This is a genomic window from Pilosibacter sp. YYHA0881 (genome assembly GCF_051602715.1).
Lineage (GTDB): Bacteria > Bacillota > Clostridia > Lachnospirales > Lachnospiraceae > Alitiscatomonas > Alitiscatomonas aceti.
Window position 1 is genome coordinate 165,842 of the sequence record NZ_CP175657.1, and the last position, 17,495, is coordinate 183,336.

The window sequence follows — 17,495 nt, forward strand, 5'->3', positions numbered from 1 at the left end:
AAGGAGCAAAGCCATGACATCAATCGATTTTTTGAACAAAGTACATAGAAGCCTGGACTCGCAGGAATACAATCTCTCTTACTCTCCGGCCAAGTCTAAGAACTATATGCTGTACTGCAATGGCAACTTTATTGGCGGCCTGTTCGATGAGGAACTGTGCTTCGTCTATGCCGACCGTGTGAGCGAACTGCTGGGACACCCAGAACCCGTCTGCCGCGGCTACTCCAGCACCGCCCAGCACAGGATGCTGGTGATCCCGGAGGAACACTGGGAGAAAGCACTGAAACTGCTCTATACCGAGAAATTTGAGTGGAGCCGTTTGGTGTATGACATTACCTATACCAGCATTGGCGCGGCTGTGGTGGAGGACTTCTACGACGAGAATGTGGTGTTCCTGCGCTTCTGCTTTGAAAAGAAACTGCTGAAAAAGAACCCTCTGGACCGGCAGGGCCGTATCCTGCGGATGGTCTATCTCAATCAGGACCTGACAGAAGCGGGTAAATATGTATTCCAAAGACTACTGCAAAAATTCCTTGCTTTTACAGACCGCAGCGGGAAAACTAATTTGGAAACCATGCTGAAACGGTGGTATATCCAGCTTGAAAAGGAATACAGCAATCAGACAGCAGGATAAGGAGGATAACGACATGACAGAAGAAAACAGAACCTACATCACCCATCTCAAGGCCGCTGATGTCCCGTGGCATCGGCTCACCACCGCCTATGGCCGGGGGACGGAGTTTCCCGCACATCTGACTGTGCTGGAGCAGATGCGTGATTTGTCGTCAGTCAAAGAATCCCTCTATGAGCTCACTATCAACATGGAACACCAGAGTACCCTGTGGCACGCTTCCCCCTTCGGCATGGTGTTCTTGAGCCGGATTCTGGAGAAGGCCCTCAAAAAGAGCGGCCAGAACCCTGCAGCCCGTTTCCTGGCTGGGCAACTGATGGACTTTTTCGCCTGCATCCTCCAGTGTTTCCATGATGGAGATGAGATGGAACACGCCGATCCGCTGCCGCTGTTCTCCAATCTGCTGAGAGAAGAATACCTGTGGTCGGAGGAATATGACGAGGAAGAAGATGAAATGCGGTACGAGGAGGACGAGGTCTTCCCAGATGACCTGTTTTACAGCTTCTATTACTACTCCTGGCAGGCGGTGCTGGCCTACCGGGATATATTGGAGCAGGCCCCGGAGGAGTTTGCCGAGTCTGCCGCCGCAGTGCTGGAACTGCTGTAAAGGAGGACACACAATGTTTGAAGAATTCTATGAGATGTACGAGCCCGAGGAGCAGGAAGTGATTGCTCTGATCAATCGCTGCATCGAGGGATAAGGAGGCGCAGAGATGAAACTGTATGGGTATTGGCTTGGGTTGTATCCCCTTGATTGGGAATTTTGCTTTATGCCAGTGCAGACTTATAAAAACTTCATCACAGAGCAGTATCATAAAAACCCCGCTTTTTACAGCATCTCAGCGGGTTCCATTGAGAAGGTATTGGCACACATTGATGTCATTTTATCTGCTGCCATGGAAGACTGGAATAAAACCACGAACCATGCTGCCCTGCGCTGCCCCCCAATGATCTTTTCTCTCCCAAAGGGACAGGACAGCAATACAGCGGAATTTGCTATCATTCTCAAGATGGATAATGACGGAGATACAGTGGTCTATTCGCCAATTCCATTGCCCCATCTGGAAAACCAATGAGGAGGTGTATCTATGAAACTGAATTGTAAACGCATTGATTTACCATATACGCCCGGCGAGGAAATCTTCATCTTTCCCGAGGAATCGGGACTGTCCTTTCTCTTTGATGTGGATGAGGAACTGACTGACGATCCTGCCGCCATGGATGCGGTGGGAGAAATGCTGGATGAGGCGGAAGAATTGGCGGAAAAGGCCAAAGCCGCCATTAAAGCGGCGCTGGCGGACGAGGACAGCCCTTACCATAGCGTTGCGGCTTTTTTCATGGAGTTCCACAGGGACAATGTAGGCCCGGATATTGCGGCGGAACTTTTTCCGGGAACCGGTCCATCCAAGCTGTCCTTTGCCGAGATGGTGGACTTTTTGCGGCTCAAGCGGTTTGGCAGCCTGGTGGACAGCGAGATGAATCAGCAGGTATTCATTCTGGACCTGTCCTTCAACCCGGAGATCACTGACGAGCTGATGGTGATCTACTTTGATCTGAACAAGGAAATTTTTTGTATCACACATGAGAGCTGAGGTGGTATCCTATGATTAAAGAACGCATCCCCATTTCCGGCGATCTGGGCAGCAAGGTCAAGCAGCTGATGGAGTACGCCGGGTGGTACGAAGGCCGCAGTGTGGATATTTCCATTGCGGAGCAGTATTACGCCGATCATGGCGTTCCTATGATGAAGACCACCCAGCGGTTTTACCGCAAGTATTTCGGCCTGTGCTGTGAGTGGTACCTGGCGCAGAAAAAGCTGAAATGGGCGGCTGACTTTGAATTTGCTTTGTTTCCTCATCTGGTCAATGGAATCAAAAACCATTTGGAGGATGCCTATTTCCGGGATATGTCCGGCTGTGAACTGGCGGAAATTGAACAGGCAGCCAGTCAGAAGTGCCAGCCCATCGGCCACATCGGCTACTATTATCCGGCAGAGGTCTGGATCTCGGAGTCCGGGAGACTGTATGCGAAATATGAGTATCAGGACGAGATCGAGTGCTTTCCAGATGTGTTTGCCTTGATTGAACGGGAACTGCGGCAGTGTAAATTTGATTCCGCTGCCATGAAAACTGTGGAGGCACTGGACGGAAAACTATGAAACAGGACTTTACTATTTGGCGCAATCAAACATTGCAGAATCCGTGGGACATTTCACCGCTGAAATTCGGGATGTCACAGGATGAGGTCATAGAGATCTTCGGGAATCCTGATGCCGTTTCCACGCTGAGAAGCGATGGGAAACCTTTAATTCTCAAATACCATGACATCGAACTGCATTTTGATGGAAAAGCCCATCATGGGCTCCACTTGATTTACAGCGACGATGAGATCGAGCTGAGTATTACAGCCAAGCACGAAGAAACGCTGCAGCCAATCACCAACGCAGAGCCGGTGGACAACGAGTTTTTCCTCAAGGATGGAGCTGTCTATTTCTCCGGCCTATATGAAAACGGTCTGCTCAAAGGGATCGATCCAAAAGACTTCTGCTGCTGGCATTACTGGGGCAAATCCTCTGCGGCCTGCTTTCTCGGTGGGATTCGCCTGCGTGGAGCAGACCCGGCATCGTTTCAGGTGTTAAACTTTGCCTACGCCATGGACAAAACAGCCGTCTACACCACCAGCGGGAGAGTCCCCGAAGCAGATCTTGCATCCTTCCAGGTATTAGACAACGGCCAGAACGATTCGGGTGCGCCCCAGGGATATGCAAAGGACAGCCGGCAGGTCTGCTTCCACAACGGGGACGGCAAGGTGAAGATCATCAAGGGAGCGGAAATTTCCTCTTTCCGCTCGTTGGGCGATACCTATGTTGCCAGAGATGAGAAGCGGATCTATGCCTACGGCAAGCAGCTTCCCAAAGCAGAACTGACTTCCTGGGAACTGCTTGGGCACTGGTATTCCCGCGATGCCAGGCGGGTGTATTACCTCAACCGGGAGATCAAGGGAGCGGATCGGGACAGTTTTACCGTATGCACCCCGTGGGACGCACCTCTGCTCACTGACCATTTGGCTCGCGACAAAGACCATTTTTACCAAAATGATGAGAGAATCGAAGAAGCGCAGTGGAGGGAACGGCTTCAAGCAATAAAGGAAAAATGAGAGGAGCACTTACATGAAAGCATTTGACCCCAATCACAAACTGCTGGACGAGATGTATCAGGACGATTACTATCCGGCTTTTCTGGTAGACAAGGTAAAGGGCGAGCTTCAAAAGGTCATCGATTTGTTGGAGAGCGGCGAAACCGACACCGAAGTGATACAGGAAACGCTGGACGAGGCGGTCTGCGGCATCAATGATCTCCAGAAGGAGTTTGATGAGAACGACAGCGAGATCGAAACGGCAGCCCGGGAATGTATTGCGGCAGCTGTGGCCTACATTCTGGAATGGTTCAACATCTCCATTGACACCGAGGAGGCCCTCCGGGAACGGGACTGGTGATTCCCATGGCAGAAAAAGAACTGGCCATTTGTGATGAGTGCGGCAGCCTGTTTTTCAAAGGTTCCTCACAGATGATGGGGCTGTGCCCGGAATGCGCCCATGTTCTCTATGGCTACCCAAATTGTGACCATCATTTTCAGGATGGCCGGTGAGTGAACTGTTATTGGGACGGCTCGGAGAGCGCGTATATCAAGTCACTGAAAAGGAATTGAAAATATGACTTGGAAATATGAAACCTTTGGCCCAGACGGTCAATGCAAATTGTTTGGCGTAAATATCTTTGACTACGACTGGAAAACCACTGGCAAGCGGGTAAAAGTCCAAGATCCCGTCTATCACCAGGAACATACCTTTGAGGTCTGGCAGGTAGAGATCAACGGGCAGATCCACCGCTTTGCCGCTGGAGAGTTCTCCAACTGCGTGTGGGGATTTTATTTAGAGAAAGACAGATGAGGGGAGCGTGAACCCATGAAAGCCAATGCCGGAGAGGTCTATACAGTTTACAATCAATATCTGAAACGCTATACCGCCTGCCAGGTGGCCTATATCGCGCCGCCGGACACAGTGAGTGAGCAGCCCTGGGCGGTGATCCTCTCTCTGGACTGGGCAGGTGACGCCCCTTTGACGGCAGAGGAACTTCCCCATCTCCGTCCGCTCTACAAGGACTTTATGTACTGGCCCCGAGACCTTCACCTGCTGCGGGTGCCGGTGGAAATCCCGCCACAGTACACGCTGGTGGGTATCCTGCCATCCTTCACCGACCAGCCCTGCCGCTCCTACGGCGGCTGGGACAACGGCTATGAGGTGTATTTGCAGACGAGGTGGCAGGCCGTCCCGGAAAAGCGGCGGCGGGCCTTCAAGGAGGCCATGGAGAGCGACGGGGAAACGGAGATCGGCGGTATCCCGGTGAAGGTCAGCAGCCATCGGGTGATGGACCAGTACGCACCATTCGATTCGGCGCTGGAACTAAAGGCGCTGCCCTGCCTCTCCGACCTCATCTGTGAGCGGTGGCACCCGGATCTGCTGGAGTTTTTGCGGGGAAATCCCTTCCTTGATGAACTGACTTTGCTGAACCACGGTCAGAGGACACTTGATCTGCGGGGCACCAGCATCAGAAAGCTGATGCTGGACATGACCGGCCTTCAGGAACTGTGGCTGGGTGAGGAAACGGAGCAGCTCCTGTTTCAGAACAAGGGGCCGGACGTCTGTACCATCCATGCCACCGAAGATGGAGGCGGTTTGACCCTCCAATTTATCGGGGAATACCGCCCGCACACGGAACTGCCGAACCTATGGGGGCTGCATGGCATCCAGCTGAAAGACTTTGATCTGACCGGTCTGGCTGCTGTCCATCCCCATCTGAAGGAGCTGCGGCTCTGGGGCGCGCCGGGAAATCTGCAAAACTTCTCTGCCGTGCGAAAGTTCCGGGAGCTGACGAACCTCTCCACCTTTGACCTGTTCGGCTTCAGGGCGGACGACATCCCCACCCCGGAACAGATGCCGGAGCTTCGCTGGTTCTGGATGACCAGCCTGCCGGAGACGGAAGCAAAAGCGGCAAAGCAGATCTGGAAAGGCAAGCCTGGAATGGACCTGCGGATCACCAAGCCCCGGAAACCGGAGTGGCTGGCGCAAAATCTGGACAACCCCTTCCGGGGCTGGGACGGCGCGGAGCATATCCCTGCCACTTCCGCAAAAAAAGCAGCCAATCAATACCGCAAGACCCGTTCCCAGCTGATGAAGCTGGCCTCTGAGCCGTGCGAGGACGCCCAGACCCAGGCGCTGGAAGCGGTGGCAGCCTACACTCAGACTTTCAACAAGATGCGCTTTATCGAAACCGAGGAACGGGATGAAATTTACATGGCCCTGCGGGGTATCCTGGACGCATTGCCGGGCGATACACTTCAGAAAGATGCCCTGATTGAAAAGTTTGAGGAACTTCGTGATTTTTGAAAGGAGTGTGCGGGCGCATGAGCCGAATCACTGATGAACCATACTTTACATACAGTGCATACAGCGCCCTGACCTCCGGAATCCAGGTGAAATGCCCCAAGTGCCACAGCGCGGGTGTGGTGACAGCGGATGACGACAACGCCTATTTCCGGTACCTGGAGCTGTGGTTTTTGACCTCCTTCCAGGGTAAGCCAGTCTGGGCCCTCAACCGGGAACACCTTGCCTATCTGATCGACTATCTCAGCGCCGACCTGCGGGAAAAGCCGATGGGAAGAGCGAAAAAGACGCAGGCCGACCATCTCCCCACCTTCATGAAAACCGCAAAGAACCGGGAGCGGATCGTGAAGCTGCTGAAGAAAATGCAGGAGGAATGGGGATGGAACAAAAATCTGACGGAAACAGAGCTGGAACAGATCACATCCATGGACGGTACTCCACTGGATGTGAGAGAAGAACTGCGATAACACTTAACAGAAAAGGAGACCCCCTATGGAACTACAAAATAAGAAAATAATGCCTCCCCCTTGGCTGGCCCACCGGGAGATCGAGCGATACTCCATTGGCTGGCGCATGGGCCATGGGGAGGATTACATATACCGATTTGGCGATTGGCTGGACACCCTTTCCCCGGAGGAGCGGACGGAATACCGCACCCTCTTTCCCGAGCCGGTGACCTGGAAGGGCTGGTGGGATGACGAGGACAACGGCGAGGTGCTGGAGCACGGCGACTTCTTTGTGGAGGTGTGGCAGCCGGAAGGAAGACCTAAGTACACCCGGCAGTGGCTCCAGCAGGAGTTCTCTGCTGGGAGAAAGCGGGAACTGTGCCTGTTCTGGGGCCATCAGCCTGCCGAGGACGGCAGCATCACAAAAAGCTGCCTCAGCCAGTGGTGGATGGAGGACTTCTGGTCCATCGCCGACACCTATCTCTGCATGGAGCAGTATATGATGGCGGGAAAAGCCCAGCTGTTTGGCGACGAGGAGATTCGCAAGGAGGTTCTGGCGTGCAGTGATCCCAGGCAGATCAAGGCCCTGGGCCGCAAGGTGCGGGGCTTTGACCAGAAGGTGTGGGACAAGTTCAAATACGCCATTGTGCTGAATGGCAACTGGTGCAAATTCAGCCAGAACCGCGATCTGCGGGAGTTTCTCCTCTCCACCGGGGACAGTGTGCTGGTGGAGGCCAGTCCCTACGATAACATCTGGGGCATTCGCCTCGCAGCCAGCTCCCAAGAGGCCCAGGACCCCACGCAGTGGCGTGGACAAAACCTGCTGGGCTTTGCGTTGATGGAGGTGCGGGACGAGCTGCGCCGGGTGACACAGAATGAAATGCTTTGCGATTGAAGTATAGTATGGCAGAAATGAAACTCTATGAACTGGAAATGCCCCGCAGCAGGATCGATCACGGGGAGCAGGAACGGATTTCCTTTCTGACACCGGAGCAATTCTTTGCTTTGCTGTCTCACGACTATGATACTGGTTTTGGTGCTGGAAAGGCCTCCGCACAGAAGGAAATTCTCTGTATGCTGGCAGCGGACGGGATGCCTGTTGGGAAGATTGCGCTTCTATTGCAGATGAAGACAGAGATGGTGCGGGAGATCATGGCCGCCAAGCAAGCCCACATTGAGAAATGCAGAAAGAAACTTGAACAGGCGGTGAAGCAATGAAAGACCTTTGCCAATACGGAAACCGGCCAGAGGACGAATGGGAGATCCTGCCCTGGATACCTGATCCGCGCCCGCCATTCAAAATTTGGGTGAAGCCGGAGCAGATCGTGCCATTCTTTTTTGTTCCCCACCACCCCTATGCGATCTCCCTTCTGCTGAAGATCAGCGACGGATTCCGGACAGAGGAATTCCGACGGCTGGGACTGACTGGCAGCAGCGAGGACTGGGAGCGGCTGGTCCGGGGCGTGATCCAGGAGTTTGAGGAAAACAACAGCGGTATGGATCTGTTTCACTTCGACTCCGATGAGGATGTGTTCTGCGTGTATTCTCAATACATCGATGACCTGATGCTGCTGTCCAAGATGATCCGGGCAGCCTGTGACGATGAAAAAACGATGCGGACCTATCTGGGCGTGATCGAGTACATCAAGCTCTTTTGGGAGGACACACCAGAAGGAGAACCGTCGGTAATCCTCTATGAAGTTGATACAGGAAATGAGCGGCTGGCCCTCCGCTCCATTGACATCTTTATGAACGGCCACACCCGCAACATCTCTGACCTTTACGATGGAGCTATTGAAATCACGCCCGTCCCCACTGTGGAGGAATTGAATGCCCATGTCTGGGGCGAGGAGTTCCACGCCTGCGTCATAGAGAAAGCGGAATTTGAGGCCATCTGGGAAAACCACACCTATGAGGGAGCGTTAAAAGAATCAGGAGGGTTCTGATGAAACAGACAGATATTTATACCGAGGCTCTGACCTGTCTACGCTCCATCCTTCTGGCAGACCATCCAGAGTTCCAAAACTGGATCGACTGGCTGGAGCGGGATATTGAGGACTGGAGCCAACGGCGGGAGGTTGCCCACCACCTCCGGGCATATGGCGGCATGGGCTCGTTCAATGATCTGCCCAGTATGCGAGGAAATCACAACTACATTTTTGACTTTCTCAAGTCTGTGTGCTATGCCTTCGGTCATCTTTATGGCAAACGGGAAGGCATTTCTCCGGAGGTATTGATGGAGGAGTGCCTCCACGATGTAGAGCAGGCAGCCGATCCCCCCATAAGGGACTGAACCAAGCCATTGCCCAACACTTGATGCAGGGCGATTTACAAGAAAATCTGGATAGACTGTAGGAGGACAAAAGATGGTTCAAGTGTGGTATACGGTGGATTTTGGCACTGGAACAGGGAAAACTGTGCAGAGAATCGTGAGGTAAGCGTATGGCAAAGGACATTAGGGAGTGCCATCAGTCCCATGCTGGCAGGCCGTGCCCGTTTCAAGCAGGATGGTGACAGCTAGCAGGTCAGCCTCTATCACGAGGTGGACTATCTGGACTTTCAAAAATGGCTGCAAAAACAGGGCTTCTCCCTGCCCACGGCGGACGAGTGGGCCTACCTGTGTGGCGGCGGGGGTCGGACCCTGTTCCCATGGGGAGATGGGTTAGACTACTTCATGCGTCTGCACTGGTTTGAGGACATGGATGAGGATGAGAACCGGCCCTATGACATGGAGGAACCCAACTTCTTCGGCCTGTCCATCGCCTACGATCCCAATATGCGGGAAGTGGTGCAGACTGATAGGCTTACCACCTGCGGAGGTGATGGCGGATGCAATATCTGCGGCAGGCTGGGCCCATTTCTCGGTTTCCTGCCCTGTTCGCCTCACTGTAAGCCGGAAGTGCAGGAGGACAATGAACGAAACGGAGATCATGACTTTCATCGGCCTATCATCCGGGTGAAGATGGGAGTTTGATCTGGAAATAAATCACGTGGGAATGGAGGGTTTAACATGAGTAAGGAACTGGAACTATATAAAGCATTTATTGACGGTCTTGTGGAGCGGAAAGACAGCATAACGGCCCGGTGGGTCAAGGGGGATGGTTTCCCCAAGACGGAGGACAATAAGGCGAAAAATGAACTTCTCGCCACACTGATCCCGGAGCAGAAAAGCATAATAGCCGAGATGCTTCAGGACGAACATATTGCGGGTATCCATACTACCCTTGCTTATATCAATAAAATGATGGACTTGGATGGTTTGGAGCTTCAGCAGGACGGTGAATCCTATCCCAACGACTATTTTGAGAGCCTGCACTATGACTTCATCAGCCGTTGCGACGGAGATGAGTGGCCGGAATAATAGGAGGTTTGACAGATGTATATCGACAAATACTGGGGCGACTTTATTGGCGGTTCCGACGACAGTCTGAACCTTGTGGCATTTTTGGAAGACCTGAAGAAAGAGGAGATCCCTCTCAGCGAGATCTTCACCAAGATCGGACTGGATAAGCAGAACTGGGACTTCCGCCAGACTGTGGAGTATCTGGAGTTCACCCACTCCAATGGCGTGGAGATGGACTTCCACTTTGCCATTGATGTGGTCACCGATCTGGCCGCCATCCTGCTGGAGTGCAGTGTCAGCGGCAGTGTGAACCTACATGATCTGGACGAGTACAACACACCCGCCCGCCGTATCCGCATCACCGCCACGCCAGAGGAACACGAGGCCATGGACAAGGCCCTGGAGGACTTTGTCCATGCCCCGCTGGAATACGACATCAGCGAGATGATGGGCGAGGATGAGATCACAGATATGGCCTATCAGGTGGAGATGCTGCGGAAAGAGCTGTACGAAGCCTCCGGCCGTAACCGGAACTACCATGTAAAGGCGGAAGATGTGAAACATCTGCTTCCAGACTGGGAAGGTGCCGATGGCTGCATCGCCACCAACCGTATCACGGTGGAGGGCTGCAAGGTTGGCTATTGCTATCGGGAGGAGCCGGACGGCGGCTGGGACAGCGGCTGGCGCTTCACCGCTGGTGACGAGAGCGAGGCGTACATGGACGACCCCAACAATGCCGGGATCTACAAGCTGAATACGATCTGCAACGACGATCCCGACATCATTCCTCTGCTGAACACCCCCGCCCCCTGCGCCTTTGAGCTGGATGAGAACGGCGTGTTCCAGCAGATCAAAGACTGGAAACCGGATGAGGACGAGGAGGAGACTGATATGGACATTTTGAAGCAATGCCAGAAGTGGAATGAAAAGAGCGAGTACCAGAAGATCATCGACGCGCTGGAGGCCATCCCCGCCGAGGAGCGCACCCCGGAGATGGACAGCGAGCTGGCCCGGGCCTACAACAATCTGGGGGCACCTTCCAACCGTGGGCTGCTCAAAAAGGCCATCGCTCTCTTGAAACCCCATGAGGAATACTTTGAGGGAGACCACTGCTGGAACTTCCGCATGGGTTACTCTTACTTTTATCTGGATCAAGAGGGCCGGGCTCTGCGATACTTTGAAAAAGCATTGGAGGCCCGCCCTGGTGACGAGGACACCATGGAGCTGATCGACTGGTGCAGGAAGGGCATTTCCTTGCCGCAGTTCTCGGAGTGCTTCCGGGAGCGGACAGAGAACTGGTGGGAAACCTTTGCCAAAATGGAAGCAGAATTGCGCCAGATGATGGACGAGGACAAGGATCACACCCGTGGTGCGGAGATCGTGGCCCAAATGGAGGAAACCCTGAAGCTGGTTTTTGATGAGATCTCCTTTGAACTGGGCGTGGGAGGCGAAAAGCATGAGCTGATCCTCACTCCAGAGGGCGACAAGGTCAAATTGTTTGAACTGGTCTATTTCCAGAAACACGCCCCCAAGGAGGTGCTGGAGCATTGGAATATCCTGGTGGGCCGTCAGCCCCTCCAGAACATCGGTCTGCGCACCGAGGACGGTTGGGATATCTCTGGGGAGGATGTACAGATCTGGCTGGAGGATCAAGGTGAAAACAGCTTTGCCATCACCGCCTACTGCGAAAAGCTGCTGCCTATGCTCCGGGAGGAGGAAGGCCGGGCCTGGTGGATGCTCACCACCCTCACCGATCAGGTGCTGGGTGAGATCCCCCACATGAGATACATAGACAGCTTTGATGTGTTGGAAAAGCCCAAGGCAGAGCCGTCCATTTTTATGTCCCAACTGCCCGACGCTCTGAAGGAGCGGGGCCTGGAACTCTCCACCGATCCGGAAGCCTATCTGGAGAGCTATCTTGGCTACAAAATGGAACCCAACCAGGACCCGGATGCCGACTGGCGGCTGGATGTGATGGCCGGTTCCACCTGCTGTGTGCCGCTCATCAACGGCTATCTGAATGCCGACAATGATTTTATGGACGATCTCCATGCCGACGGCGCGGTGGCGGGCTTCTTCTGCTATCCCCTGGATACCCTGCGGGAGGAGGAAGGCAGTCAGAAGATCTTCGACTTCCGGGATAAGCTGGAAGAAGTGTTTGCCACTGAGGAAGGATTGGAAGTGCTCACTCTTACCGGCGGGGCAACCGGCCTCTACTGCGGTTATGTGGACTTCATCGCCTGGGATATCCGGGAGGCGCTGAACATGGCAAAAGAGTTCTTTGAAGGCACGGACATCCCATGGGCCATCTTCCACACCTTCCGCCGCGAAGCAGGTTCTGTGCCCTTAAAGCAACAAGATGATGGGCCAGAAACTGAGAATCAGGATGACGAGTTGGACGAGACGCTGACGGGTATGGACTATATCCCTTACACCCCGCAGAACGAAGAAGAATTCTTCCAGCAGCTGGAGCAGTGGAACGACGAGGACGAGTACACCCGCTGTATCCAGACACTCAATGCCATCCCGAAGGAATGGCGGAACTACCGCACCGCCTACGCCCTGGCCCGGGCGCTGGAAAACTACGCCATCATCGGGGACCATGACGAGGGCACTTTGAAATCCAAGGGAGACAAAGCCCTTCTGAGGGCCATCGAGGTGCTGGAGTCCGTCCGGGAGGAAGGCCAGGACAAGCCAGAGTGGAATATGCGGATGGCCTACGGCTATCAGTATCTCTATGGGAAGGAGGAAAAGGCCATTCCCTACGCTAAACGGTGGGCGGAACTGGACCCGGAGGACGAAAATGCCCCGGCGGTGATCCGGGAGTGTAAGGCGGAGATCCGGAAACGCCAGCACAGCCGGAAGAAGAAGGCCAAATTCGTGCCCGGTGATACTCCATTTGAGGGCTTCGACCTCACCAGCTTCTGGGATGATAATTGGTATGCACTGAAAGAATATGTCAGTGATCCGCCTTCCGATGAGCTGATCGCCAGTGTGGAGGAGGAACTGGGCTATAAGCTGCCTGCCGCCTATATCTGGCTGATGAAGCAGCACAACGGCGGCATTCCGGTGAACACCTGCTATCCCTGCGATGAGCCTACCTGTTGGTCAGATGATCATGTGGCCATCACCGGCATTTTCGGAATCGGACGGGAAAAGAGCTGCTCCCTCTGTGGAGAGCTGGGCAGTCAGTTTATGATCGATGAGTGGGAGTATCCTGCCATCGGTGTGGCCATCTGTGACTGTCCAAGCGCCGGACACGATATGATTTTCCTGGACTACCGGGCTTGCGGCCCCCAGGGAGAGCCTGCGGTAGTCCATGTGGATCAGGAAAATGACTATAAAATTACCCATCTGGCAGACAGCTTTGAGGAATTTATCCGCGGACTGGAGCATGAATCCCTCTATGATCTGGATGAAGATGCAGAGGGTCTTGAGGATGACGCCGACGAGGAGGAAACCGACCATAAGGGTTCCTTTGCCGGATCTGTGCTCCTCTCCAAAGCAGAGTGGGACAAGGAGCAGTTGATCCGAGATCTGCGGGAAGAATGGGGTATCGTAGATGAGGAGCCGGATGAGGGCGACGAAGATGTTGAGAACAGCGATGACGCTGTGGTAATGCGGGTCGGCAATATGATGCTGATCGTGACACTTTTCCACGGTCACATCCCGGACAATGAAGCGGAGATCAACGCCGAAAACAACTACATGTGGCCAGAGGCCATAGAGGCGGCCAAAGCGCACAAGGCCCATATCATGGTGGCTGTGTTGGGCGAGGAGGAAAAACTGCTGGAACGAGGTAAGCTGTTCACCAAGGCGATGGCAGTGTGCTGCAAGCAGAAATACGCCACCGGTGTCTACACCAGCGGCGTGGTATTTGAGCCTCGTTTCTATGAGGGCCTTGCTGATATGATGAAAGAGGACGAACTGCCCATCTTCAACTGGATCTGGTTCGGCCTGTACCGGAGCGAGGGTGGCTTGAACGGCTACACCTACGGCATGGATGTGTTCGGCAAGGAGGAGATGGAGGTGCTGAACGCCGATGCCGAGCCGGAGGAACTGCGGGACTTTTTGGCCAGCCTTGCCTCCTATGTGCTGGCGTGTGATGTGACGCTGCAAGACGGCGAGACCATCGGCTTTGCGGCAGACGATAAGCACGCCATCACCCGCAGCCCCGGTGTCTCCCTGCCGGAGGAGCAGATGACCCTGAAGATCGGTTACGCGCCTATAAAGGGAGATACGGAGGATGACAGCTGCGGCCACTCAGACAATGAGGATACGCAGGATGAAGAAGAATTCAGTAATCCCGAAGTCTATACCGAGGAGGAGATGGAGGCCGTCGAGGGGCATATCCAGCAGTATTTCGGCGAGATCGAGAATGTGTTCCACGAGCTGGTTTCTCCTGACATCCATGTGGACATCTGTATTGTGCCGCCCACTGAGGAACGGGACTACTACACCCTGGTGACCATGGGAATGGGTGCCCACCGGATGAATGTGCCGGAGGAGCTGGCGGAATACAAGCTGGAGCGGGCGGAGTTGGCTATCGCCCTGCCTGCGGGCTGGAAGCTGGATCAGGAGTCCATGAAAGACGAAAAGTGGTACTGGCCCATCCGCCTGCTGAAAGTGCTGGCCCGCCTGCCCATTGCCAGTGATACCTGGCTGGGCTTCGGCCATACCATGGACAATGGGGATGACTTTGCAAAAGATACAAAGCTGTGCGCCGCCATTCTGACCGGTCCCCAGGACACTGAAGATGGCAGCGAGGTCTGCATCCTGCCGAGCGGCGAGGAGGTCAACTTCTATCAGGTGATCCCCCTCTACCGGGATGAATTGGAATATAAGATGGCCCATGAAGCGGATGCTTTGCTGGACGAAATGGACGGCATCAGCTTTGTGGTGGAGCCGGATCGCCAGGATGCCGTCACCAGAGGCACCCTTTCTAACGATGATTTTGGCGGCGAGATGGACGACGCCTCCTATCACCTTGAGAGCATTGAGGAGAAGGAACTGCCGATTGACCCCATCAATGCCTACAACCACATGGCCATCTACCTGCGCTGGTGCATGGAGCACGACCTGATGGGCGAGGACTTCCTGAAAGAATACAGCGAAGTGGCCAAACAGGTCAAAGCCGATCCTGTCAGCGTGGATCTGCGGGAGTTTATCCGGGATGAGCTGGACGGCTGTCTGTTCTCTGTGCTGTTCAATCAGCAAGGCCGTGCCTTTGCAGGCTATTATTACGGAGAGGGCGACAGTCCCTACTATCCTGCCGATGTTGACGACAACGCCCTCCGCTTCTTCGGCCCAGAGCGGTATCACTCCGATGAGTTCCAAGATGAAGCCTACCTGTTCATCCCCTTTGACGAGGACTACTATGAGGACATGGCTCAAGTGATTGAGGAACGCTTCGCCAACTGGCAGGGACAGGACTTCGACGAGGACACGCTGGAGCCTTCCGAGGCGGCTCAGGCCGTCATGGAGTATCTGGACTGCGAGTGCACCTATTTCCCCTCCATGGCAGATGATGACCCCATCATGTCGGCATACAGCTATGCCAAACGGGAAAGCGTTAGAGAGGGCTTTGTTCCAGTTCTTATCCAGGCGGATGATGAAACGCTGCTGGAGTGTCTGGTGATGAACGCCGACCCGGAGCATGATGCGGACTTCTACGAATTTGACCTCAAAACGGTAGCGGAGTATCGGAAGAAGATGCTCTCCGCTCCCGTCAAGGACGGAAAGGCTCTTTTGGAGGAATTGACCGGCCAGCGTAGAGCAGAGGCCGAGGATGATGATCTGGATTGGGATGAGGAAGTCCTGGGCGAGATGGAGGGTGGCTATGACAATGACCGCTTCTCCTGCTACTGGGACTCGGACAGTCACATGACATATCCGCTCATTCTGGCTAAAATTCCGGTAAAGAACCCCTGGGAGATATTCGCCTATCTGCCCTTTGGAAATTGGAATGAGTGTCCCGACACACCGGACCTGATGGCAGCGGCGAAATACTGGTTCGAGCAGCATGGTGCCATCCCTGCCGCCATGAGCAACGATGAGCTGGAGTTTCTGCTCCCGGCTCCCGTTCCCAAGGAGAAGGCTATGGAGGCTGCCACAGAACAGTACGGCTTCTGCCCGGACATCGTGGATCAGGAGCAGGATGATCCCACCGTGGGCAATCTGGCGGATGTGCTGCGGCAGTCCACCGTCTGGTATTTCTGGTGGGATTGATGTTGGGGGCCTGGCAATGCAAACGAAAACACTGACCATTCAACTGAATAATGAACAGCTGCCCATTCTTCCAGTGGAGCCGGAAGCCTACCTCTCATTTACCATTCATGCCGATGGAAATGAATTGGAGTTAACAGGAAACCGGGCGGGGCTGCTCCTATTGGCGAAAGCCACGCTGGGTATGGCAGAAACCATTCGTGAGGATGGATTTCACATCCATCTGGACGACCTGTATAGCATCAACTCCGAGGAAAAAAGTATCCTGATCCGAAAGGAGGAACGGTTAAAACCATGAAAGAAAAAGCCAGACTTACGGGAGGGAGTATCCCATGAAAGAATTTACGGTTTTGATATGCTCAATGACAATACATCTCCTTTCAAGCAAGGGGATCGCGCTGGGGCTGGTCCTTCTTTTGTTTTGGCTTAAGGGGAGACAGCTTGGATTCCAGCCCAAAGAATGGGAAAACTATTTTTTAGGGTTGTCACAGAAAAAAGTCCTTAGGATCGCCCTTGGCATATCTGGGGTTTCCATATCTGCCGCTTCATTTTTAAGCTATATATTTCTTCAAAAGACAGGGTTTCACCATGCCTTTATAATTGCGGGCCTTATGTTTGCGGGCAGTATTTTCTGGTTCTGGCACAGGTGGAAGGGAGAAAAGGGAAAGGCGTATCTTCTGAAAAGGTTTTCTGAAATTCCGCAAACGATTTTAGAAAATAGAAGTAAGGGTATTAGAGGATGAAAAAAATATTAATTCATGGTACGGGCCATAAAGCGGCAAGCTGGAAGGAAACAATTTCCTGCATGAACGATCAGAAGGATATTTTATGTCCGGATTTATGCTCGATTCTGAAGGGGAAGGAAGCGGTCTATGAGAATTTATATTCTTCTTTGATCGAATACTGCAGCGCCCTGGATGGACCGTTCCACCTGTGCGGCCTTTCTTTAGGCGGGATCCTGGCATTGAATTATACGCTGGATTTTCCGGAAAAGGTAGAAACCCTTGTTTTGATTGGAACGCCTCATAAAATCCCCAAAGCGGCCCTTGGGTTTCAGAATGTGATCTTCCGGTTTCTGCCCCGGTCCGCTTTTCAGGGGATGGCATTTGATAAGAAGGACACGTTCGATTTGGTAAACTCCATGAAAAAACTGGATTTCAGAAGCCGGATACAGGAAATAACCTGCCCGGTGCTGGTCATCTGTGGAGAGAAGGACCGCGTGAACAGGAAGTCGGCGTATTATTTTTCGCAGAATATAGAAAATGCGGTGCTGAGCGTTGTAGAAAATGCCGGACATGCTGTAAACGAGGAAAATTCAAAGGCATTGGCGAGAGTTTTGGATGAATATTATGTAGGAAAGGGATGATCGGGCATCTTATAAAACGATCTCTGGGACCGCCCGGAGAA

20 protein-coding genes and 1 pseudogene are annotated in these 17,495 nt (G+C 53.6%); all 21 read left to right on the forward strand.

From position 1 onward, the window contains the following. The first annotated feature begins 13 nt into the window (after positions 1-13). The 21 genes and pseudogenes from ACI6NM_RS00800 (at position 14) to ACI6NM_RS00900 (ending at position 17,454) form a co-directional block, all read left to right on the forward strand. Complete coding sequence (locus ACI6NM_RS00800) at positions 14-634, forward strand: hypothetical protein (protein ID WP_262427534.1); 621 nt, start codon at positions 14-16, stop codon at positions 632-634. Positions 635-647: 13 nt separating this feature from the next. Further along, the gene (locus ACI6NM_RS00805; protein WP_262427535.1) at positions 648-1,238 is read left to right on the forward strand and encodes a hypothetical protein; all 591 of its coding nucleotides are present in this window, start codon (positions 648-650) and stop codon (positions 1,236-1,238) included. Positions 1,239-1,344: 106 nt separating this feature from the next. Next, entirely contained in the window at positions 1,345-1,707 is a 363-nt protein-coding gene (locus ACI6NM_RS00810; RefSeq protein WP_262427536.1) for a hypothetical protein, read from the forward strand. Positions 1,708-1,719: 12 nt separating this feature from the next. Beyond that, the gene (locus ACI6NM_RS00815; protein ID WP_215653580.1) at positions 1,720-2,223 is read left to right on the forward strand and encodes a DUF2004 domain-containing protein; all 504 of its coding nucleotides are present in this window, start codon (positions 1,720-1,722) and stop codon (positions 2,221-2,223) included. A gap of 11 nt (positions 2,224-2,234) precedes the next feature. Continuing rightward, positions 2,235-2,789, forward strand: a complete 555-nt coding sequence (locus ACI6NM_RS00820; protein ID WP_262427537.1) for an SUKH-3 domain-containing protein — start codon at positions 2,235-2,237, stop codon at positions 2,787-2,789. Then, the gene (locus tag ACI6NM_RS00825; RefSeq protein WP_262427538.1) at positions 2,786-3,787 is read left to right on the forward strand and encodes a DKNYY domain-containing protein; all 1,002 of its coding nucleotides are present in this window, start codon (positions 2,786-2,788) and stop codon (positions 3,785-3,787) included. Before ACI6NM_RS00820 ends, ACI6NM_RS00825 begins: the two co-directional genes overlap by 4 nt. Before the next feature lie 13 nt (positions 3,788-3,800). Beyond that, a complete protein-coding gene (locus tag ACI6NM_RS00830; protein WP_262427539.1) occupies positions 3,801-4,127 on the forward strand; it encodes a DUF5713 family protein in 327 nt (108 codons plus the stop codon). A gap of 5 nt (positions 4,128-4,132) precedes the next feature. Beyond that, the gene (locus ACI6NM_RS00835) at positions 4,133-4,279 is read left to right on the forward strand and encodes a hypothetical protein (protein WP_262427540.1); all 147 of its coding nucleotides are present in this window, start codon (positions 4,133-4,135) and stop codon (positions 4,277-4,279) included. 64 nt (positions 4,280-4,343) lie between these two features. Further along, positions 4,344-4,580 carry a hypothetical protein gene (locus ACI6NM_RS00840; protein WP_262427541.1) on the forward strand — a complete coding sequence of 79 codons (237 nt, stop codon included), beginning with the start codon at positions 4,344-4,346 and terminating at the stop codon, positions 4,578-4,580. 15 nt (positions 4,581-4,595) lie between these two features. Then, on the forward strand, positions 4,596-6,077 hold the full coding sequence (locus ACI6NM_RS00845) for a hypothetical protein (RefSeq protein WP_262427542.1): 1,482 nt from the start codon (positions 4,596-4,598) through the stop codon (positions 6,075-6,077). Positions 6,078-6,094: 17 nt separating this feature from the next. Next, positions 6,095-6,541 carry a hypothetical protein gene (locus tag ACI6NM_RS00850; protein WP_262427664.1) on the forward strand — a complete coding sequence of 149 codons (447 nt, stop codon included), beginning with the start codon at positions 6,095-6,097 and terminating at the stop codon, positions 6,539-6,541. Positions 6,542-6,566: 25 nt separating this feature from the next. Beyond that, positions 6,567-7,415, forward strand: coding sequence for a riboflavin biosynthesis intermediates N-glycosidase (locus tag ACI6NM_RS00855; protein WP_262427543.1), 849 nt, complete (start codon positions 6,567-6,569; stop codon positions 7,413-7,415). An 8-nt stretch (positions 7,416-7,423) separates the two neighbouring features. After that, positions 7,424-7,738: a hypothetical protein gene (locus ACI6NM_RS00860; RefSeq protein ID WP_262427544.1), complete on the forward strand. Its 315-nt coding sequence runs from the start codon at positions 7,424-7,426 to the stop codon at positions 7,736-7,738. Continuing rightward, on the forward strand, positions 7,735-8,466 hold the full coding sequence (locus ACI6NM_RS00865; protein WP_215653570.1) for an Imm51 family immunity protein: 732 nt from the start codon (positions 7,735-7,737) through the stop codon (positions 8,464-8,466). Before ACI6NM_RS00860 ends, ACI6NM_RS00865 begins: the two co-directional genes overlap by 4 nt. Then, a pseudogene (locus ACI6NM_RS00870) lies at positions 8,466-8,875 on the forward strand (DUF6966 domain-containing protein). The gene ACI6NM_RS00865 and the pseudogene ACI6NM_RS00870 overlap by 1 nt, the downstream one beginning before the upstream one ends. Before the next feature lie 187 nt (positions 8,876-9,062). Next, positions 9,063-9,494 (forward strand): hypothetical protein, encoded by a 432-nt coding sequence (locus tag ACI6NM_RS00875; protein ID WP_438501012.1) that lies wholly within the window; start codon positions 9,063-9,065, stop codon positions 9,492-9,494. Positions 9,495-9,530: 36 nt separating this feature from the next. After that, complete coding sequence (locus ACI6NM_RS00880) at positions 9,531-9,881, forward strand: DUF6547 family protein (protein WP_262427546.1); 351 nt, start codon at positions 9,531-9,533, stop codon at positions 9,879-9,881. A 15-nt stretch (positions 9,882-9,896) separates the two neighbouring features. Next, the gene (locus ACI6NM_RS00885; RefSeq protein ID WP_262427547.1) at positions 9,897-16,091 is read left to right on the forward strand and encodes an immunity protein Imm33 domain-containing protein; all 6,195 of its coding nucleotides are present in this window, start codon (positions 9,897-9,899) and stop codon (positions 16,089-16,091) included. Positions 16,092-16,107: 16 nt separating this feature from the next. Then, on the forward strand, positions 16,108-16,386 hold the full coding sequence (locus ACI6NM_RS00890) for an Imm32 family immunity protein (protein ID WP_262427548.1): 279 nt from the start codon (positions 16,108-16,110) through the stop codon (positions 16,384-16,386). A 34-nt stretch (positions 16,387-16,420) separates the two neighbouring features. Further along, a complete protein-coding gene (locus tag ACI6NM_RS00895; RefSeq protein WP_262427549.1) occupies positions 16,421-16,831 on the forward strand; it encodes a hypothetical protein in 411 nt (136 codons plus the stop codon). After that, the gene (locus ACI6NM_RS00900; RefSeq protein ID WP_262427550.1) at positions 16,828-17,454 is read left to right on the forward strand and encodes an alpha/beta fold hydrolase; all 627 of its coding nucleotides are present in this window, start codon (positions 16,828-16,830) and stop codon (positions 17,452-17,454) included. Before ACI6NM_RS00895 ends, ACI6NM_RS00900 begins: the two co-directional genes overlap by 4 nt. Positions 17,455-17,495: the final 41 nt, after the last annotated feature.